This is a genomic window from Thermobifida halotolerans (genome assembly GCF_003574835.2).
Lineage (GTDB): Bacteria > Actinomycetota > Actinomycetes > Streptosporangiales > Streptosporangiaceae > Thermobifida > Thermobifida halotolerans.
The window spans coordinates 2,681,755-2,701,523 of record NZ_CP063196.1; the positions used below are offsets into that span (position 1 = coordinate 2,681,755).

Here is a 19,769-nt window from a genome sequence, read left to right on the forward strand (position 1 = left end):
GAGGTCACCCCTCGGCGTCGGGCAGCGCGACGTCGACCCGCAGCTCGGCGTCGTCACTGGTCTGGAAGATCAGCTCGGCGACCCGGCCGGCGGCGGCGATGTCGGTCCGGCACAGGCCCGCGTGCCCGGCCTGCTTGCCGTGCACGGCGACCCGGTCGACCTCGGCGCGCATGGACAGCTTCGCCTCGGACTTGGCCTTGCGGATCACCCGCAGCACCTCGGCCGTGGCGGCCAGGACGGCGGGGTCGCCCTCGTCCGCGGCGGCCCGGAACTCCTCCACCGACGGCCACGCCGCGGCGTGCACCGAGCCGTTCCGCCACCACGACCAGACCTCCTCGGCGACGAAGGGCAGGAAGGGCGCGAACAGGCGGTGCAGCACCGACAGCGCGATGAGCAGCGCGGCGCGGGCCGAGGCGCCCTCCTTCGAGTCGGCGTCGTAGGCGCGGGCCTTGACCAGTTCCAGGTAGTCGTCGCACAGGTCCCAGAAGAACCGCTCGGTGCGCTCCAGCGCCCGCGTGTGGTCGTAGCCCTGGAACGCCGCGGTGGCGTCCTCGACGACGTCGGCCAGGCCCGCCAGCATCGACCGGTCCAGCGGCTCGGTGACGGCCGCGGGGTCGACAGCGGTGTTCTCCCCGGCCACCGACAGCGCGAACTTGCTGGCGTTGAGGATCTTGATGGCCAGTCGGCGGCCGACCTTCATCTGCCCCTCGTCCAGCGCGGTGTCGGTGCCCAGCCGGCCGCTGGCCGCCCAGTAGCGGACCGCGTCGGAGCTGTACTTCTCCAGCATGGCCAGGGGCGTGACGACGTTGCCCTTGGACTTGGACATCTTCTTGCGGTCGGGGTCGAGGATCCAGCCGGAGATGGCCGCGGTGCTCCAGGGCAGCGACCCGTGCTCGAAGTGCGAGCGGACCACGGTGGAGAACAGCCAGGTGCGGATGATGTCCTGGCCCTGGGGGCGCAGGTCCATCGGGAAGACCCGGCCGAACAGGTCGGGGTCGCGCTCCCAGCCTCCGGCGATCTGCGGGGTCAGCGACGAGGTGGCCCAGGTGTCCATGACGTCGGGGTCACCGACGAAGCCGCCGGGAACGCCCCGCTGCTCCTCGGTGTAGCCGCGGGGCGCCTCGGAGCTGGGGTCGACCGGCAACTGGGACTCGTCGGGCAGTATGGGGGCGTCGTAGACCGGGTTGCCCTGGTCGTCGAGCGGATACCAGACGGGGAAGGGCACCCCGAAGAACCGCTGGCGGCTGATCAGCCAGTCGCCGTTGAGTCCGCCCACCCAGTGCTCGAAGCGGCTGCGCATGTGCTCGGGGTGCCAGACCAGCTCCCGGCCGCGCTCCAGCAGCCCCTCGCGGACGTCGGCGTCGCGTCCGCCGTTGCGGATGTACCACTGGCGGGTGGTGACGATCTCCAGGGGCTTGTCGCCTTTTTCGTAGAACTTGACCGGGTGGGTGATCTTCTGCGGCTCCCCGACCAGGTCGCCCGACTCGCGCAGCAGGCCGACCATCCGCTCGCGCGCGGTGTGCACGGTCGCCCCGGCGAGCGTCGCGTAGGCGGCGCGCCCGGCCTCGGAGTCCATCCCCTCGGGCGGCTCGGCGACGATCCGGCCGTCCCAGCCGACGACCGGCCGGGTGGGAAGCTGCAGCTCCCGCCACCAGGTGACGTCGGTGACGTCACCGAAGGTGCAGATCATGGCGATGCCGGTGCCCTTCTCGGGGTCGGCCAGGCGGTGCGCCACGACCGGGACCTCCACGCCGAAGACCGGGGTGCGCACGGTGGAGCCGAACAGGTCCTGGTAGCGCTCGTCGTCGGGGTGGGCGACCAGGGCGACACAGGCGGGCAGCAGTTCGGGGCGGGTGGTGGCGATCAGCACCGGGTCGCCGCCGTCGCGGTGGAAGGCCACCGTGTGGTAGGCGCCGGGGCGCTCCCGGTCCTCCAGTTCGGCCTGGGCCACGGCGGTGCGGAAGGTGACGTCCCACAGCGTGGGGGCCTCCGCCATGTAGGCCTCGCCCCGCGTCAGGTTGCGCAGGAAGGCGCGCTGGGCCGCCGCACGGGAGTTGTCGTCGATGGTGGCGTAGGTGTACCGCCAGTCCACGCTGAGACCGAGCCTGCGCCAGATCGACTCGAAGACCTTCTCGTCCTCAACGGTGAGGCGCTCGCACAGCTCGATGAAGTTCCGCCGGGCGATCGGGACCTGCCTCTTGGGGTCCGGTTTGGCGGGCGGGACGAAGTCCGGGTCGTAGGGAATCGACGGGTCGCAGCGCACGCCGTAGTAGTTCTGCACGCGCCGCTCGGTGGGCAGCCCGTTGTCGTCCCAGCCCATCGGGTAGAAGACGGCCTTGCCGTTCATCCGCTGGAACCGGGCGACGGTGTCGGTGTGGGTGTAGGAGAAGACGTGTCCGATGTGCAGCGAACCGGACACGGTGGGCGGCGGGGTGTCGATCGAGAAGATCTCTTCGCGGCTCTTGGAGCGGTCGAAGTGATAGACGCCGGACTCGTCCCAGACGTCTACCCATTTCGCCTCGATACCATCGAGCGAAGGCTTGTCAGGCACGTTGAAGGAACGAGAGCGGTTGGTCATAGGGCCAATGGTATTGGCCCCGCGCCCCTGGTCGCTCCGTTTCCCCCGCGGACTCCCCGTCCCCGTTCCGCCCCGACACCCCCTCCCCGACACCCTGCGTCGGGGAGGGGGAACATGGCAGTATTTCGGACAGCGTCTTGCCGAGGATCGACACCGGAACGGAAGTGACGTATTCATATGGCCGACAAGGATGGCGACCTGACCGCTCGGATCGTCGGGGGCGTGACGGCTCTGGCCGCCGCCTACGTGACCCGCAAGGCCCTGACCCTGCTGTGGACCAAGACCATGGGCAAGGAGCCCCCGGCCGACCCCGAGTCGCCCGACATCAGTCTGGGCGAGGCGCTGGGCTGGGCCGTGGTCACCGGCGTGGGCATGGAGGTGACCCGCGTCCTGGCGGTCCGCGCCGTGCACCGGCGCTTCTTGCCGCACCGGCACCGCGACATCGAGCAACTGCCGCTCTGAGCCCCCGTGCCGCCGCCCGGCGGCGGGTCAACCCCTGCCGCCGAGCGGTCTGATCCGACGGCGCAGGGGAAGCACGTTGGCCGATCCGCCGCTGCCGGGGGCCGCGGTCGAACGCAGGTCCTCGCGCACCGCCCTGGCCAGGGCCCGGGTTCCGCTGCGGTTCAGCGTCCCTCCGGCCACCGCGCCGGTCAGGTAGGGACCCAGGGTGGTCAGGTGGCGGCCGAGCAGCTTCATGAGGCGGTTGCGCAGCGCGGTCCTGGCGGCCGTTCCCAGGGCGACCGTCAGCGACTCGGCGCTCTGGGTGGGGTCGATGCCGCGCCGTCTGGCCCACGAGACGAGGTAGCCGGAGGTGCGCTGCAGTGCGCCTCCCCGCGCGGGACTGCCGTAGACCTCGTGGAGTTCGCCGATCAGTTTGACCTCGACGGCGGCGACCACGAGGGTCTCGGCGACGATCTGCGCGGGCGCGGTGAGCAGCAGCGGCGGCGCGGTGAACTGGACCGCGGCGAGCGCGCCTCCGGCCGCGCCCACGGCGGTGGTGGTGTTGGTCGCGACGCGCTCCAGCGCGTCGGCGAGGTCCTCGCCCTGCAGCCCCCTGTGGTGGCGGACCAGGGTCTCGCGGTCGCGGATCGGGATCCGGGGAGCGATCTCCTCGGTGAACAGGTCGGTCAGCCAGCGGCCTCCGGCCAGGCTCCTGGCTCCGGCCGCCCGCGCGCTGCGGGCCAGGGCCGCGGAGAGCCGCCCCAGCAGCCGGGCCCTGCCCTCCTCGTCGCTCCTGTCCTCCGTGGTCAGGCGGACGACGAGTTCGCCGACCTCGGCGCGTTCGACGGGAACGAGTTCGGCTCCCGGCCTCCGCCCGCCGTCCGGCTCCTCGGCGCGATCCCTGCCCTCGGTGTCCTCGTTCACGGTCTCATCCCCTCCCGGCGAAGGCTGGTGCCCACCCAGTAGACGAACAGGACACGCTTCCACGTTCCCGCGTTCGTGACGAAAACCCGCAAAAACGGACGAGGCCCCGGTTCGGGTCCGGGGTCTCGTCCGTTTCTTCGACCGAAAGAGGCGGTGGAGCAAGGAGGGCTCCACGTGTCAGGAGGCGCATTCCTTGCAGACGAGCTGCCCGCCGCGCTCCTCCGCCAGTTGACTGCGGTGGTGCACCAGGAAGCAGCGCGAGCAGGTGAACTCGTCGGCCTGGCGCGGCAGGACCCGCACGGCGAGCTCCTCGCCGGACAGGTCCGCTCCCGGAAGCTCCAGCCCCTCGGCGACCTCGTCGGGGTCGACGTCGATGGTGCTGGTTCCCTTGTCGACCCGGCGAGCCTGCAGCTCCTGCAGGCTGTCCTCACCCAGTTCCTCGTCGGTCTTGCGTGGGCTGTCGTAGTCTGTGGCCATAGTTCTTACTCCATCCCCCTCAATCCATCTCCTTAGTCCCGTCGCGCGGGTGTAACGCTTCCGAGACGTCTGTTGTGCCCGTTCGAGCCGAAAATTCTCCCGGCGTCAGTGGACTGTGCCCCTCCCCGGGTGCTTGTCACACCTGGACGGCGGTGTCCGGCGGCCGGGCGTGTTCGCGGCAGGCGAACAGTTCGTTCTCCAGGTGTTACCCATTGCCGAACGGTTTTCGACTCAGTTGTCTTCCCCATCGTGGGTGTGGGGACCAGAAAACCCACGTCGAGCCACGGGGGCAGGGCGGACACCTCGGATGAGCCGCTTCTCGCCTTTGCGGTGCCCGGGTGAGCATACACACTCCCGGAAGCACTCCGTACCGGGGTGACGCGTCTCACCGGACACGTATGCATATCACGGCCACGGAGGGGGCGCGGCCGATTCCTCCGGAGACACGCCGACGACCGTTCCTCCGGTTCAGGGGGAGGGCTCGGTGTCGGCGCGACGACCGCTCACGGGGAAGCGCACCGTGACCACCAGCCCGCCTCCGGCCCGGGGCCAGGCGGTGACCGACCCCTGGTGCGCGCGCACGACCGACCGCACGATGGACAGCCCCAGACCCGCGCTCTTCTTCGAGCGCACCCGGTCGCCGGAGCCGCGCCGGAAGGGCTCGAACAGGCCCTCGATCTCGTAGGCGGGGATGACGGGACCGGAGTTCTCCACCTGGACCGCGGGCGCGCCCTCGTTGATGCCGGAGCGGACCGTGATCTCCCCGTCGGGGACGTTGTAACGCAGCGCGTTCTCCACCAGGTTGCCGACCAGCCGCTCCAGCAGCACGGGGTCCCCGGTGACGCGGGCCTCCCGCAGGTCGGTGCGCAGCCTCAGTCCCGACTTCTCGATCTCACCGCTGAGCTGGCTGAGCACGGTCGCCGTGACCTCGCCGAGGTCGACCGCGGTGCGCACGTCCAGTTCCCGGTCGCTCTTGGCCAGGAAGAGCAGACCGTCGATGAGCCGTTCGTGCCGGGAGTTGGTCTCCAGCAGGGTGCGGGCGATGGTCCTGAGGTCGGGTGACGCCTCGGGGTCGGCGAGCGCGACCTCCAGCAGGGTGCGGTTGATCGCCAGGGGGGTGCGCAGTTCGTGGGAGGCGTTGGCGACGAAGCGGCGCTGCCCGTCGAAGGCGCGGTCCAGGCGCTCCAGCATCGCGTCGAAGGTGTCGGCGAGCTCCCGGATCTCGTCGTCGGGGCCGCTCATCGCGATGCGCTCGTGGAGGGAGTGCTCCGACAGCCTGCGGGCGGTGCGGGTGATCTTGTGCAGGGGGGACAGCGCGCGCCCGGCCACCGCGTAGCCCAGTCCGACCGCCAGGACGCCCACCACGATCAGGGCCAGCACGGAGAACCGGGTGACCTGGTTGGCGATGCCGTCGATGAGGACGGCCTTGATCTCGTCGGCGATCTCCGACTCCAGGTTGTAGCCGTCGATCTGGACGGTGAAGTCGGGCTTGTCCAGGACGCTGACCAGGATCACGTAGTTCAGCAGGACCAGCAGCGAGCCGGCCGCGAAGAAGAGCATCCCGTAGATGAGCGTCAGGCGCATCCGCAGGCTGATGTTGTCGGTGAGGCGGTGGCCGCCCCCCGGCACCGACCCGTTGTCGGGCGGGCCCGCGCCGCCGCTCTTGGCGGGGGTCAGCGGCCGGGACAGCCGTCGCCACGTGCCGGTCTCGCCCGGGGGCGTGGGAGGGACCTCCGCGACGGGGGGCTCGGTGGCCTCCCCCTCCCCGGCGGTCAAATCCGGTATCCCGCGCCCTGCACGGTGCGGATCACCGGGGGCTCGCCGAGTTTCTTGCGCAGGGTCATCACGGTCACCCGCACCACGTTGGTGAACGGGTCGGCGTTCTCGTCCCATGCCTTCTCCAGGAGCCCCTCGGCGCTGACCACGGTTCCGTTGGCGCGCATCAACACCTCCAGGACGGCGAACTCCTTGGGGGTGAGCGAGACGGGCCGTCCGTCCCGCTCGACCGTGTGGTTGGCGGGGTCCAGGGTGATGCCCTGGCGGTGCAGCACGGGCGGCAGCGGGGGGGTGGCGCGCCGGGCCAGGGCCCGCACCCGGGCGACGAGTTCGGCGAAGGCGAAGGGTTTGGCCATGTAGTCGTCGGCGCCCAGGGTCAGTCCTGCCACCCTGTCGTCGAGTTCCCCCGCGGCGGTGAGCATCAGGATCCGGCCCGGGTAGCTGGAGGAGGCCAGTGCGCGGCACACCTCGTCACCGTGGGTCCCCGGGAGGTCGCGGTCCAGGATGACGACGTCGTAGTCGTTGACGCTGGTGCGCTCCAGGGCGCTGTCGCCGTCGTAGGCGATGTCCACGGCCATCGATTCGCGCCGTAGTCCCACCGCCACCGCGTCGGCGAGAACCTGCTCGTCTTCAACCACGAGTACGCGCACTGTGTCCTTCGTTTCTTCGCGGGGACGGCAAAGGCCGCTGCCGGCGCATCCCCCAACACACCGGCAGCGGCGCTCAACCCGGCTGCGTTATCCGTTGTCCACGCCTCGGCCGGGGTCCCACCGACCGAAGCACCTCACGCAGCCGGAAGAACGGCTTCCGGCGGGAGGCCGGTACACCTTCGATGATACTGGGAGTCCGACCTCTCGGGTACACGGGGAGTGCGGTCGCACACACTCAGCGGCCCAGAACGCGGAGTCGCGGTCGGCGCATCCCCCAACCGCCGACCGCGACGTTCACCCCGCACATCTCAAATGTGACACAGCACGGATAAGAAAGAAATAAGTATTGCCCTTCTGTGACCATTGTGGGGTATGACACCCACTCTCCGGCGGCCACCGCCGGTGTCCGGTCCCCCCCCTGAGCCGCTCCGGACGCCTGGGACTATCGTGGTTGCCCGCCCGCGCATCGGCCTCCGGACACAGCGTTGTGTTACCGGAAGATGAATCCTCGTCCCGGTGGGGTGAACCCTCCCGTCGAGAGGTTTGGCGCGTGGGCGGACATGGGTATGGTCGGCAACCGCCAACCATGTGGTGAGAAAGGGGTGTGATGATGGGCGAGTTTCTGGCAGAGATTCGGGTTCGGATCAACGAGACCTACACGTCGCTCCAAGCGGCCCAGGCCGCCGGAGACGAATTCCTTGCCGACGCGCACGCGTCGGAGCTGGAGGACTTGCACCGCATCGCTGCCCGCCACGGGATCGACCCGCACAACGTTTGATCTGGGACCGGTTTGATCGAGCAGGGCCGGGCGCCCCCGAGGGGGCGCCCGGCCCTTCGGCCGGTGTGGCGGCGTTCAGCCGTCGGTGTCGGCGCCCAGGGGCTCCAGCAGGTCGTGCAGTTGCTCGAACAGGCCGGGGACCGCGGCCAGGAGCAGGTCGAAGTTGGGCGGGGCGCCACGCAGTCCCGCCACCCTGGCCCCGGCCTCCGCGGCGATCAGCGCTCCCGCGCCCCAGTCCCAGGGGTTCGTCCCCCGCTCGTAGTAGGCGTTGACGGTCCCCTCCGCCACCGCGCACAGGTCGAGAGCCGCGGAGCCGAGCCGGCGGATGTCGCGCACCCGCGGCAGGACCGTGGCCAGCACCTCGGCCTGCCTGCGCCTGCGGCGCGCCTCGTAGCCGAACCCGGTGGCGACCAGGGCCATGTCCAGGGTGGTCGGGGGCGCGGCCGAGATCGGCTCGCCGTTGCGGCGGGCTCCCCCACCCCGCACCGCGGTGTAGGTGCGTCCGCGCACCGGGGCCTCCACGACCCCGGCCACAACCACGCCGTCGACCTCGGCGGCGACGCTCACCCCCCACTCGGCGCGCCCGTACAGGTAGTTGACGGTCCCGTCGATGGGGTCGACCAGCCAGCGCACCCCGCTGCTGCCCCGGGCCGCGCCGCCCTCCTCGCCCAGGATCGCGTCGGAGGGGCGGGCGCCGAGCAGGACGCCGCGGATCAGCTCCTCCGTGGCGCGGTCCATCTCGGTGACCACGTCGGTCGGTGAGGACTTGGTGTCGAGCACCGAGATCCCCTCCTGTCCTCGCGCGGCCAGCGCGCCTCCCTTGCGGGCCGCCTCGAGCGCGAGGTCCAGCAGCTCCCGCGGATCGGGGTTGGTCACGGTCGTCTCCTCACGACGGGGTTGTGGAGCGGCACGGGACCGGCGACGCCGCGCGGACGGGGCCGCGGGAAGCGTCGCGTCCGCGTCCGCCGTCCCGTGGCGTCGCCGCGTGTCGATCTTGGGACGTGTCCGAGCCTATCCCCGGCCGCCGGGCGGTCGCACGGAGACAACACACAACACTCGTCACTGCATGAAGTCGAAGAACTACCTAAAGTGATAAATTTTCTCCTGGTCACCATTCCGCCGTGTTCGTGCGCCGAAGGAAACGGGATCAAGTGAGAGATATTTCGCGCCGCGCACTCCTGTCCGCAACCGCGATCACCGCCGCGCTGGGCGCCACCGGATGCTCGGAACGGCTGACCGACACGGCCTCCGCGAGTCCGTCGCGGCCCCGGGTCCGCGTCATCGGTGACGGCTCCACCTCCGACACCGGGCCGCAGCCGAACCAGCCCGCGGTGCACCGGCTCGACCGCGCCACGGCGCCGCCCCAGTTCGTGATCGTCTCCTGGGACGGCGCCGGCGAGCTGAGCGACCGGCTGTTCACCCGCTTCCGGGAGGTGGCCCGGCGCAACAACGCCCACATGACGTTCTTCCTCAGCGGGCTCTACCTGCTTCCCGAGCACCGGAAGCGGCTCTACCGCCCTCCGGGGCACCCCGTCGGGGCCTCCGACATCGGCTACCTGAGCGAGGAGTCGATCCACCGGACCATCAAGCAGCTCGATCTGGCCTGGCGGGAGGGGCACGAGATCGGCACCCACTTCAACGGGCACTTCTGCGGTCCCGGGGGCGTCTCGACCTGGTCCCCCCGGGACTGGGAGTCGGAGATCCAGCAGGCCGTGCGGTTCGTGATGAGCTGGAAGACCACCACGGGCTTCACCGACCTGCCGCCCCTGCCCTTCGACTACCGCAGGGAACTCGTGGGGGGACGCACCCCGTGCCTACAGGGCCGGGACAACCTGCTGCCCACCGCGGCCAAGCTCGGCTGGCGCTACGACGCCAGCTCGCCCGGGGGCCTGCAGGTCTGGCCCCGCCGCAGAAACGGCGTCTGGGACTTTCCGCTGCAGTCGCTGCCCATGTCCGGCGAGGACTTCGAAGTGCTGTCGATGGACTACAACATCATGGTCAACCAGTCCGGGACGGCCAGGGGCGACCGCAGCAGGTACGGCGTGTGGCGCGCCCAGGCGAGGGACACCTACCTGCGCGGATTCGAACGCGCCTACTACGGCAACCGCGCTCCCCTGTTCGTGGGCAACCACTTCCAGAGGTGGAACGGCGGGATCTACATGGACGCGGTCGAGCAGTTCATGGACGCCGTCGGCGGCGAGTCCGACGTCCGGATGGTCTCCTTCCGCCAGTTCACCGACTGGATCGACGCCCAGGACCCCGACGTCGTCGAGAGACTCGCGCTGCTGGACGTCGGCCAGTCCCCTCCCGGCGGCTGGGCGGAGTACCTGGGCACCGGCGTCAAACTCCTGCCCTGAGGGACTTTCCAGGGCAGTGCCGGGAGGTGGGGAGAGGCGGCGGGGCACTGCGGGGATGTGGTTCGGGGTGGGCGACCACGGGGCTGCGGGGGCGTGCGGCGCCGGTTGGTTCTGGTGGGGCGGGGTGCCGCGGGGCCGGGGTGCTGTGGTGCGGGCTCGCCGGTGAGGCGCGGGAGGGTGAGGGGCGCGGGGCGCCCCCCACCCCAGCGCCAGCCCCCTCCGGCGGGCCTCTCCCTACAACGCCTCTCGCCCACCCCCACGGGGCCGAGGTTCCACACCCCCTGGGGCCGAGGTCACCCGCAAACCACCCACGGGATCGAGGTTGCAGGACCCCCGGAGCACACCCACCACCAGGGTGCCCGTCCCCGCTGGTCAGCGCGGCCGACAGCAGTCCGCCGGGTCGTCGTGGCAGGACCGCTCGATGGAGCCGAGGCCGCGCGCGGGGCGCCCCTCGGCCCGCTCCGCCACCAGGTCGCGGACCATGGCCACGAACGCCGGGTGCGTGCCGGGGGCCGCCGCGCGCTCCATGCGGATACCCAGCTTGCCCGCGGTGGCCCTGGCCTCCACGTCCAGGTCGTACTTGACCTCCATGTGGTCGGAGACGAACCCGTGGGGGACCACCACGACCGCCCGCACGCCCTCGCCCGCCAACTGCTCCAACCGGTCGTTGATGTCGGGCTCCAACCACGGCTGGGAGGGCGGGCCACTGCGGCTCTGGTAGACGAGGTCGTAGCGGTGGCCGCCGCCGACCCGCTCGGTGACCAGCCGGGCCACCTCCGCCAACTGCGCCTCGTAGGCGGTCAGCGGACCGTAGTCGCACCGGGGGTCGCCCGACCTCTCGGCCATCGCCTGCGGGATGGAGTGCGCCGAGTAGAGCAGCCGCGCGTCCGCGCGCAACTCCTCGGGGAGCCGCTCCAGGGCCTGCCGGGTGTGGTCGACGAAGGCGTCGACGAACCCCGGGTGGTCGTAGTAGGGGCGGATCAGGTCGATCTCGGGCGCTCCCCCGACGGCGGCACGGGCCCGCTCGACGTCCTCCAGGTACTGCCGGTGGCTGGAGTAGTTGCTGTAGGCGGAGGTGGCCAGCGCCACCACGCGGCGCACGCCGTCGCGGGCCATCTGCGCGACCGTGTCCGCGAGGTAGGGGTCCCAGTTGCGGTTGCCCCAGTAGACGGGCAGGTCCACGCCGTTGTCGGCGAAGTCGGCGCGCAGGGCCGCGATCAGGTCCCGGCACTGCTGGTTGATCGGGCTGACCCCGCCGAAGAGGTAGTAGTGCTCCCCGACCTCGGCCAGCCGCTCGCGGGGGATTCCGCGACCGCGGGTGACGTTCTCCAGGAACGGGATGACATCGTCACTCTTCTCCGGACCTCCGAAGGAGATCAGCAGGAACGCGTCGTAGGACCTCATGGCCCCATCCAACCAGCCCGCCGCGGCCCCCTCGCACGGCCCCCGCCCAGCACGTCGGGGACCTTGACACACCGCCGCGCGGCCCGCAGACTGTCGAACCCTGTTCGGGAGGAAGGGGAGACGGCGTTCCTCCCGGCGCGCGGGCCGGGACCACGCCGAGGACACCATGACGAAGACGCTGTGGCGCAACTGGGCCGACACCCACCGGATGACGCCCGCCCGGGTGGTCACCCCCAACAGCACCGCCGAGGTGGCCGAGGCGGTACGCGCGGCCGCCGCCGCGGGAGCACGGGTGAGGATGGCGGGTTCCGGCCACTCCTTCACCGACATCGCCGTGACCGACGGAACACTGCTGCTGCCGACCGCGCTGGCCGCGGTGCGCGCGGTCGACCTCCCCGGCGGACGGGCGACCGTCGAGGCGGGGATGCGGCTGTGCGACTTCAACGACGCGCTCGCCGCGCACGGGGCGGCCCTGACCAACATGGGCGACATCGCGGTGCAGACGATGGCGGGCGCCACCCAGACCGGCACGCACGGAACCGGCCGCGCCTCGGCCGGTCTGGCCGCGCAGGTCGAACGGTTGGAGATCGTCCTGGCCGACGGGACGGCGGTCACCTGCTCGGCCGACCACGAGGCCGACCTGTTCCAGGCCGCGCGCGTGGGTCTGGGGGCGTTCGGCGTGGTGACCGCCCTGACCATGGCGGTCGAACCGGCGTTCCTGCTGCACGCGCGCGAGGTCCCGATGCCCCTGGACGAGGTCGTGGAGCGGCTGGCCGAGCTGCGCGCCGACAACGAGCACTTCGAGTTCTTCTGGTTCCCGCACACCGACCGCACCATCACCAAACGCAACAACCGCACGACCGGTCCGGCCCGCCCCCTCACGGAGTTCCGCGCCTGGCTGGACGACGAGTTCCTGTCCAACTCGGTGTTCGAGGCCGTCAACCGGGCGGCGCGGCGCCTCCCCCGGCTGATCCCCGCGATCAACCAGGTCTCGGCGCGGGCGCTGACGGCACGCGAGTACGTCGACGCCTCCCACCGGACGTTCGCCAGTCCGCGCAGGGTCAGGTTCGTGGAGATGGAGTACGCGATCCCGGTCGAGCACCTGCCCGACGTGCTGCGGGAGATGCGGGCGGGGCTCGCGCGGGGGGAGCACCGCGTCAGCTTCCCCGTCGAGGTTCGCTTCGCCCCCGCCGACGACGTGTGGCTGTCCACCGCCTACGGCAGGGAGAGCGCCTACGTGGCCGTGCACGTCTACCAGGGCTGCCCGTACGAGGCGTACTTCGCCGCCCTGGAGGCGGTCTTCACCGCCGCGGCCGGGCGCCCCCACTGGGGCAAGATGCACACCCGCGACCTGTCCTACCTGGAGAAGGTGTATCCCCGACTGCACGACGCGCTGGAGGTGCGCGAACGGGTCGACCCCCAGCGGCGCTTCACCAACACCTACCTGGAGCGCGTGCTGGGGCGGTGACCCGGGCCCGTGGTTGGACCACCGCTCGCGGGGTAGCGGGCGGGCTGTCCGGTGTGTCGGCTCGACAGCGGCGTCGCCCGCGGTCCGCGGACACCACGACGCCCGACCGGCGCAACGGCGGGCCGCCGCACCGGAGCGGAAAGGACCGGGAGTTCGAATCCGCGTGCTCGCCGTGCCCCCGTCGGCGTGTCGAGATGGCACGATAGGGGAATGCAGCGCGCTCCGCACCGGGCGTGCGCCTCCGAACATGCCGGGTGCGGTACTGGCTCGAACAATCCGGGCCGACAAGACTGTGAGCTGGGGGATGCCGGGTTTCCCGCCCCCTCGACGGGACGCGAAAGGGAGGGCGATGCAGGAGCTTCGCCTGGTCGCCGTCAGTGAGGACGGAGCCTACCTGGTGCTGGCCAGCGCCGGACGGGGCACCCGCTTCATGCTGCCCGTCGACGACCGGCTCCGCGCCGCCGTGCGCGGGCAGTTCTCTCGGCTCGGCCAGTACGAGATCGAAGTGGAGAATCCGTTGCGCCCCAAGGAGATCCAGGCCCGGATACGCGCGGGCGAGACCGCCGAATCCATCGCCCAGGCCGCAGGCATCCCCGTCGAACGTGTGCGCTGGTTTGAGAGTCCGGTCCTGCAGGAGCGCGAGTACATGGCGCAGCAGGCGCAACTGGCCCCGGTCCGCCGTCCGGGCGAGACCGCGCCCGGCCCCGCCCTCGGCGACCTGGTGACCGAGCGGATCGGCACCGGGCAACTGGAGTCGGGCGAGGCCACCTGGGACTCCTGGAAGCGCGAGGACCGCACCTGGCAGGTCAGACTGTCCTTCCGGGTGGCGGGCGAGGAGCGCGTCGCCCACTGGGTGTACGAGCCGCGCCGCCGCTCGGTCACCCCCTACGACGAGGAGGCCATGCGCTTCTCCTCGCAGGAGGAGCACGACGTGCCGCAGGCGGCGCCCCACGGTGCGACCGTCACCCCCTTCGCCCCGCGCCGTCCCGCCGTGCGCGACGCCGCTCCCGCCCCGGAGGGCCCCGCGGAGCCCGCCCGGCAGGCGGCGGAGCCCGCCCCCGCTCCCCCGCGCGCACCGAGGACGCCCGTCACCGCCGAACGGATGCGTCCGGTCGAGGACTCGGTCTTCGACTCCACCGCCCCCGAGCGCCGCTACCGCCCCGAGCCCGCGCCGGGTTCCGATCCGCACGCCGCTCCGGCCGCCGGAGCACCCTCGCCCGCGCAGCGGCCCGCGTCCGCTCCCCAGCGTCCCGCCCGCTCCGAGCCGTCGCTGCCCGCGGCCGCCTCCAACACCTCCCAGCCGCCCCGCCGCAAGGGGCGCGGCCGCCGCGCCTCGGTGCCGTCCTGGGACGAGATCATGTTCGGGTCGAAGAAGTCCGACTAGGGACCGCCCGGCGGGTCGTCGCCGCGGGGCCGCGCTCCCGCCCGGTCCCCGGTGCCGCCGTGCTCGGCGGGGCGGGGGTCGGCGGCCAGGAACGGGGCGACCATGTCCGGGGTGACGCCGTGGGCGAAGGCGACGGACTCGGCGAAGTCGGCGTCGACCGCGCCGTAGCTGCCGCTGCCCGCTCCGACGGTGACCTCCAGGGTGGCCAGGCCCGCGCGGCGCTGGAACAGGCTCTGCTGCCACCGCCAGCCGATGACGGCCGAACGCGCGACGGTCGCCTGGGACCGGCTCAGCGATCCGGAGCGGACGCTGACCTGCTCGCCGTCGTAGCCGTGCCCCAGCGACCGGTAGCGGTCCAGCCCCAGCGGGACGCCCAGCAGGGCCACGAGCAGCAGCGTCCCCGCCACCCAGTGCCACCCCAGCGCCGCGGCGGCCGCGGCGGCCGCGAGCGGCGGCACGACCGCCCGGAACAGTCTGCGGGAACGCGCGGCGGCCGGATGCGCGGTCAGCTCCCCCTCGTACCGGCGCAGTGCCCGCGCCACGACCGCCTCCACCTCCGAACGGGGCCCGAGCGGCAGCAGTGTCGCGCGCGTGGCGGCCTCCCCGAGGCCGGTGACGATCGCGGACAGCCGCACCAGCGACCGCAGCCGCTGCACGGGGTTGTCCTTCAGTTCGTGGCCGTGGATGCGGCGGTACTCCAGGGTGACGCTGTGCCGGGTGAACAGGCCCCGTTCGGTGACCAGGGCGTCGCCGTGCCGGCGCAGCGTGAACCGCCACTGGTTGATCATGTAGGACGCCACCGCGAACAGCGGCATGGCCACGGCCAGCAGCACCACCGCCCCGGTGGCGACGACCAGCAGTGTGGCCCATCCCGAGTCGACGAGCCGCTGGACGGTGTCGGCCTGGTCGGCGACGTAGTCCTCGACGATGTCGAGGTCGATGATCTGGTTGAGGAAGCCGAACAGCGTCGCCAGCACGGCGAACGGGGTGAGCAGGTATCCCGGGCTCAGCACCGCGTACCGGTACCAGCGGGGCGGCATCCGGAAGTGGACGACGTCCCGGGAGGTGTCGGGCTCCGGATGCTCCCCGTCCGTTGCGGACGTCTCCTCCGGCGCGGCGGCCTCGTCGCCGGTCCGCGCGACCCGCAGGGACCGTCGGCGCAGCAGCTCGGTGCGCAGCCGCTCGGCGTCCGCCGCGGTGACCGCGTCGAGTTTGGCCTCCTCCTGCTTGACGGCTCCGCCCGCAGCCGCGTCGATGCGGACCACGGCCAGGCCGACCAGGCGGTGCAGGAGCGTGGAGGTGACGTCCACGCCCCGGATGCGTTCCAGCGGGATGGTGCGCCGGGACCGGGACACCAGTCCCGAACGGATCTCCAGCCGTTCGTTGTTCACCCGGTAGCGCACGGTCCGGTAGGTGACGTAGCCCGAGACGAGCAGGGTGACGAGGGCGACGGCCGAGCCGCCCAGGACCCACGGGTTGAAGTCGCCCGCGACCAGGGCCACCAGGATCGGCAGGACCGCGGACTTGGCGTAGTTGATCGACGCGGTGAGCACCGTCAGGGGGCTGAGCCGCCGTTCGGTGTCGTCGGCCGCGGCGGCGTCGGACGGCCTCCCCGCGCGGGGGTCCGTGTCCGCCTCGCGCGGCTCCTCCGGGGCGGGGCCGCCCGCGGGCCGCGGCGGCTCCTGCTCGTCGGGGTCGGTCATGTGGCATCGTCCCGCAGTTCGCCCGCCCGCGCCGCCAGCTCCTCGGAGATTCGGCGGGCCTGGGGCTCCGCCAGTCCCTCGATGGTGGAGGAGCCCGCGAAGGAGGCGGTCTGGACCTTGAGGGTGGCCAGGTCGAAGGCGCGTTCCAGCCATCCCTGGGTGTGGTCGACGGTCTGGATGCGCGATATCGGCACGAGCTGCCAGGACCGGCTGATCCAGCCCTCGCGGATGTAGACGACGTCGCCGGTGATCTCCCAGCGGTGCACCCGATAGCGCCAGCTCGGCGCGACGAGCGTCCGGACCAGGAGGAGCGCTCCGACGGCCACGGGCACCAGCCAGATGTTGTCGACGACCCGGTCGGGCACCCAGAACCAGCCGAAGAACCCCACCGCCCAGGCGCCCGCCGCCAGCGCACCGGTGAGGACCACCGACCGGACCGCCTCACTGACCGTCCACATCCACACGGCTCGGGGGGAGACTCGGTTGTCTGGGGGGCGCAGCCGGACTGTCGTCACCCGTCCGAGTCTACGCGCAGCCCCGGCCGCGGCGGCAACCCGTGCGTCGCGGGCCGGTCCGCGGGACCGACGGCGACATCCGCAAACTTTCTCCCGCATTACCGGCAGGAGGGACGAACGGACCACGACAGCAGTATGGTTCGTGTGGAACCGCTGACGTGTCCCAGCAGCCTCGCACGCGGATTCCGCCGCGTGTTCTCGCGTCCCGCGGCACTTCGTACGTCCCGTCCTCGCAGGAGTTCCATGTTCGCCCCCGCACGACATCGCCGGACCGCCGTCGGCGGCGCCACGGCCGCGTTGCTCGCCCTGACCACGGGATGTGGTGTGCTGATCGGCACAAGCAACGGCGAAGTCAGCGACGACATCACCGTCACCAGTCCGATGCTGCGCGAAGGCGAGATACTTCCGGACCGCTACACCTGCACCGGCGAGGGGGTGTCCCCTCCGCTGCGCTGGTCGGGCCTGCCCGACTCCGCCCAGTCGCTGGCGCTGGTCGTGGACGAGGTCCACGAGTCGGGCGGCGCCACCGTGCACTGGGTGGTCTACGGACTCGACCCGGAGAACCCCGAACTGCCCGAGGGCGCCGTCCCGCTGCCCGCACAGCAGGGGCTGAACAGCTTCGACAGCGCCTCCTACGAGCCGCTGTGCCCGCAGGAGGGCGACGAATACGAGTTCCGGTTCACGGTCTATGCTCTGTCCGAGCCGCTGGACCTGGGCGAGGCCGCCCCCCTGGACGTGGCACTCGGCACGATCGCCTCCCACACCCTCGCGCGGGGACGGCTGACCAGTGTGCCGCCCGAGGAGCCGTGACATGCCCCTCTCCTCCCCGGATTCCCCTCTCTCGGCGGGAAGCCGATCGGTTTCCCCCTGCACGGATGACACATCTATGCATAAAGTGGGGCCGTGCACCCCGTTGATTTCCTGATGACCGAATTCGTTTCCCCTCCACCGGTGCGCTGGCGTGTCCGGGGGCCACAACGTCCGGACACCGACCTCGGGGTGTCTTTCGCCGGGTGTCTCCTGCCGTCCCCCTGGCGTGGAGCTCGCCAAGGCAGGAACGGTCCGACACCGGCCACTCCCATCACCACCGCCGGTGCCGTCTCTGTCCTCTACCAGGCCGCGGGGCCCAAGGTGGTGCATTCGCCATGATCATCGCGCTCATCGCAGTCATCGTCGTCATCATCCTCCTCCTCATCGTCCTGGGGCTGCGTGCCCTGGGAGCGAGCAGCGGAGCGGACGACTACGACGACGACTACGACACCGCGGAGGCCGACGTCGAGGAGGACCGGCCTCGGCGCTCCTCACGCCGCTCCTCCCGTTCCCGGGTCGACGACGTGGACGACCCCGACGACGACCCGGCGGAGGAGGAGCCCGCGCCGCGTTCCCGCAGACGTGCGCGTTCCGGGTCCGAGCCGCGCGCCTCCCGCAAGTCGCGGTCGCGCAAGGACCGCGACGACGACTGGGACGACGACTACTTCTCCAGCCTGTACGAGGACAGCGACGACCGGGACGCCGACCCCGACCCGTTCGACCAGCCGCGCCGCGACACCCGCCACGAGTCGACGGAGGCCATGGAGGCCGTCCTCGACGAGGACGACGACCCCGAGGAGGAGCAGCCGCCCGCGAGGGGCCGCCGTTCCCGCGGGGAGACCGCCGCACCCGCTCCCGCCGTCTCGGACGGCGCCGACTCCCTGGCGGTCCTGGCCAGCCTCGGCCAGGAGTCCTCCGCGGGTCCCGACCAGGTCGGGCAGTCGGGCGGTGCCCCGCGCTCCGAGCCGTCCGCGGCCCCCGCCGGTCCGCGTGCGGACGACGACCCGCTGAGCTCGCCCTCCTACACCACGGGATCGCACAGCCGGAGCGGCTACGACCCGACCGGCACGTCGACCCCCGCGTCGGGCCTCTCCTTCGACACGGGCTCCCACAACCGCGACAGCTCCTACGCCTCCGACCCGCTGAGCGCTCCGCGGCCGCCCTCCTACGACAGCGGCTCCCACACCCGCTCCTCCTACGACCTGCCCGGTACCTCGACCCCCGCGTCGGGCCTCTCCTTCGACACGGGCTCCCACAACCGCGACAGCTCCTACGCCTCCGACCCGCTGAGCTCGCCCTCCTACACCACGGGGTCGCACAGCCGGAGCGGCTACGGTCCGGCGCCGTCCTCCTACGACAGCGGCTCGCACGACCGGAGCGCCTACGACGGTCCGCCCTCCGCCGAGCAGGCCTCGCGGCCCGCACCGCAGGACCCGCTCACCGACCCGTCGTTCACCCCCTCCTCGGACTCCGCCACCGGTTCCCCGATCTGGTCGAGTCTGGACACGGGATCCCACCAGCGACCGTCCGCTCCCCCGCACCCGTCCGCGCCGAGCGGTCCCACGCCCACCGGCGGCCAGCCGTCGTTCCGCGACATGGAGCAGCCCGCCTTCGGCGCCCCGCCCGCCTCCGCACCGGGCAACGACCCCGCCTCGGGCGGCTACGGCTCCCCCTACACCACCGGACCGTTCGGCTCCTACGACACCGGCTCCCACAACCACGCCGACTACCCGCCCCCCGCACCCCAGGGCGGCAGCGGGTACGTTCCGCCCTCCTACGGCCCGGAGCCGGGCGAGCCCGCCTACGATCCGCGTCCCGTCCGGGAGGGGTGGGACCAGTCCGCCTGGAACGGCGTTCCCAGCGGCGGCCAGCCGTCGTTCCGCGACATGGAGCAGCCCGCCTTCGGCGCCCCGCCCGCCCCCGCACCGGGCAACGACCCCGCCTCGGGCGGCTACGGCTCCCCCTACACCACCGGACCGTTCGGCTCCTACGACACCGGCTCCCACAACCACGCCGACTACCCGCCCCCCGCACCCCAGGGGGGTCCGCGGCCGCCGCAGTACCCGCCCTATCCCGACATGCTGGGGGACTACCCGCAGCCTCCGGCCCCGCCCGGGGGGTACGGCGAACAGCCCGGCCACGACGCCCTGTCCGGCGACTGGCCGGCTCCCGGGCCGGGCCTGCCCCAGGGGTACGGCGGCCGTCCCGACGACGACCCCGACGGCTACCGCTACCGGTAGGAGGGCGTCGGAAGGCCGCCACGGCTCCCGACGGAAGGCGGGGGGTGACGCGATCGCGTCACCCCCCGCCTTCCGTCGTCGCCCCCTCCCCGCCCGAGGCTGAAAACGAAAACCGCCGTCGTTCTCAACGGAACCGCCCCCACCGCACTCCTCCTTTCACTACAGTTGACTACGGACAGCATCCGGATGGTGACAGTCCGGGTTGCGGAGTCGACCGCGTCGACCACCGCACCCGGTGCGGCGTGCGCCCCGGAGTCCCGCCCG

Annotated in this window: 16 protein-coding genes; 7 read left to right on the plus strand and 9 right to left on the minus strand. The window is 72.0% G+C overall.

Features of this window, described 5'->3' with window-relative positions; genetic code table 11:
- Positions 1-4 precede the first annotated feature (4 nt).
- The gene (gene valS / locus NI17_RS11950) at positions 5-2,578 is read right to left on the minus strand and encodes a valine--tRNA ligase (protein WP_119267778.1); all 2,574 of its coding nucleotides are present in this window, start codon (positions 2,576-2,578) and stop codon (positions 5-7) included.
- Between the two features lie 177 nt (positions 2,579-2,755).
- On the opposite strand from valS, the gene NI17_RS11955 reads away from it, so the two are divergent.
- Positions 2,756-3,040, plus strand: a complete 285-nt coding sequence (locus NI17_RS11955) for a DUF4235 domain-containing protein (RefSeq protein WP_068693062.1) — start codon at positions 2,756-2,758, stop codon at positions 3,038-3,040.
- Between the two features lie 27 nt (positions 3,041-3,067).
- Here NI17_RS11955 and NI17_RS11960 read toward each other — a convergent pair whose 3' ends face one another.
- From NI17_RS11960 to NI17_RS11975, 4 genes are all read right to left on the minus strand, one after another.
- Positions 3,068-3,943 carry a hypothetical protein gene (locus NI17_RS11960; RefSeq protein ID WP_068693063.1) on the minus strand — a complete coding sequence of 292 codons (876 nt, stop codon included), beginning with the start codon at positions 3,941-3,943 and terminating at the stop codon, positions 3,068-3,070.
- A gap of 177 nt (positions 3,944-4,120) precedes the next feature.
- Entirely contained in the window at positions 4,121-4,420 is a 300-nt protein-coding gene (locus tag NI17_RS11965) for a DUF4193 domain-containing protein (RefSeq protein ID WP_068693064.1), read from the minus strand.
- Positions 4,421-4,888: 468 nt separating this feature from the next.
- On the minus strand, positions 4,889-6,196 hold the full coding sequence (locus NI17_RS11970) for a sensor histidine kinase (RefSeq protein ID WP_068693065.1): 1,308 nt from the start codon (positions 6,194-6,196) through the stop codon (positions 4,889-4,891).
- The gene (locus NI17_RS11975) at positions 6,193-6,846 is read right to left on the minus strand and encodes a response regulator transcription factor (RefSeq protein WP_068693066.1); all 654 of its coding nucleotides are present in this window, start codon (positions 6,844-6,846) and stop codon (positions 6,193-6,195) included. The genes NI17_RS11970 and NI17_RS11975 overlap by 4 nt, the downstream gene beginning before the upstream one ends.
- A gap of 610 nt (positions 6,847-7,456) precedes the next feature.
- Between NI17_RS11975 and NI17_RS11980 the strand changes: the two genes are divergently transcribed.
- The gene (locus NI17_RS11980; protein ID WP_170163030.1) at positions 7,457-7,624 is read left to right on the plus strand and encodes a hypothetical protein; all 168 of its coding nucleotides are present in this window, start codon (positions 7,457-7,459) and stop codon (positions 7,622-7,624) included.
- A gap of 75 nt (positions 7,625-7,699) precedes the next feature.
- Here the strand turns inward: NI17_RS11980 and NI17_RS11985 are convergent, their stop codons facing one another.
- Positions 7,700-8,500, minus strand: a complete 801-nt coding sequence (locus NI17_RS11985) for an inositol monophosphatase family protein (protein WP_068693067.1) — start codon at positions 8,498-8,500, stop codon at positions 7,700-7,702.
- A gap of 275 nt (positions 8,501-8,775) precedes the next feature.
- Here NI17_RS11985 and NI17_RS11990 point away from each other — a divergent pair, with 275 nt between their 5' ends.
- Positions 8,776-9,981 (plus strand): polysaccharide deacetylase family protein, encoded by a 1,206-nt coding sequence (locus NI17_RS11990; RefSeq protein WP_119267780.1) that lies wholly within the window; start codon positions 8,776-8,778, stop codon positions 9,979-9,981.
- A 372-nt stretch (positions 9,982-10,353) separates the two neighbouring features.
- Here NI17_RS11990 and NI17_RS11995 read toward each other — a convergent pair whose 3' ends face one another.
- Positions 10,354-11,385: a ferrochelatase gene (locus tag NI17_RS11995; protein ID WP_068693068.1), complete on the minus strand. Its 1,032-nt coding sequence runs from the start codon at positions 11,383-11,385 to the stop codon at positions 10,354-10,356.
- 166 nt (positions 11,386-11,551) lie between these two features.
- On the opposite strand from NI17_RS11995, the gene NI17_RS12000 reads away from it, so the two are divergent.
- Positions 11,552-12,853, plus strand: coding sequence for a D-arabinono-1,4-lactone oxidase (locus NI17_RS12000; protein ID WP_068693069.1), 1,302 nt, complete (start codon positions 11,552-11,554; stop codon positions 12,851-12,853).
- A 349-nt stretch (positions 12,854-13,202) separates the two neighbouring features.
- Positions 13,203-14,237 (plus strand): septation protein SepH, encoded by a 1,035-nt coding sequence (gene sepH, locus NI17_RS12005; protein ID WP_068693070.1) that lies wholly within the window; start codon positions 13,203-13,205, stop codon positions 14,235-14,237.
- Here the strand turns inward: sepH and NI17_RS12010 are convergent.
- Positions 14,234-15,940, minus strand: coding sequence for a PH domain-containing protein (locus tag NI17_RS12010; RefSeq protein WP_084012775.1), 1,707 nt, complete (start codon positions 15,938-15,940; stop codon positions 14,234-14,236). The genes sepH and NI17_RS12010 overlap by 4 nt on opposite strands.
- Complete coding sequence (locus tag NI17_RS12015) at positions 15,937-16,398, minus strand: PH domain-containing protein (RefSeq protein WP_068693071.1); 462 nt, start codon at positions 16,396-16,398, stop codon at positions 15,937-15,939. Before NI17_RS12015 ends, NI17_RS12010 begins: the two co-directional genes overlap by 4 nt.
- A gap of 300 nt (positions 16,399-16,698) precedes the next feature.
- Here NI17_RS12015 and NI17_RS12020 point away from each other — a divergent pair, with 300 nt between their 5' ends.
- Both NI17_RS12020 and NI17_RS12025 read left to right on the plus strand, forming a co-directional pair.
- Positions 16,699-17,265 (plus strand): YbhB/YbcL family Raf kinase inhibitor-like protein, encoded by a 567-nt coding sequence (locus tag NI17_RS12020; RefSeq protein ID WP_068693072.1) that lies wholly within the window; start codon positions 16,699-16,701, stop codon positions 17,263-17,265.
- Positions 17,266-17,600: 335 nt separating this feature from the next.
- Complete coding sequence (locus NI17_RS12025; protein WP_243597695.1) at positions 17,601-19,505, plus strand: hypothetical protein; 1,905 nt, start codon at positions 17,601-17,603, stop codon at positions 19,503-19,505.
- The last annotated feature ends 264 nt before the right edge of the window (positions 19,506-19,769 follow it).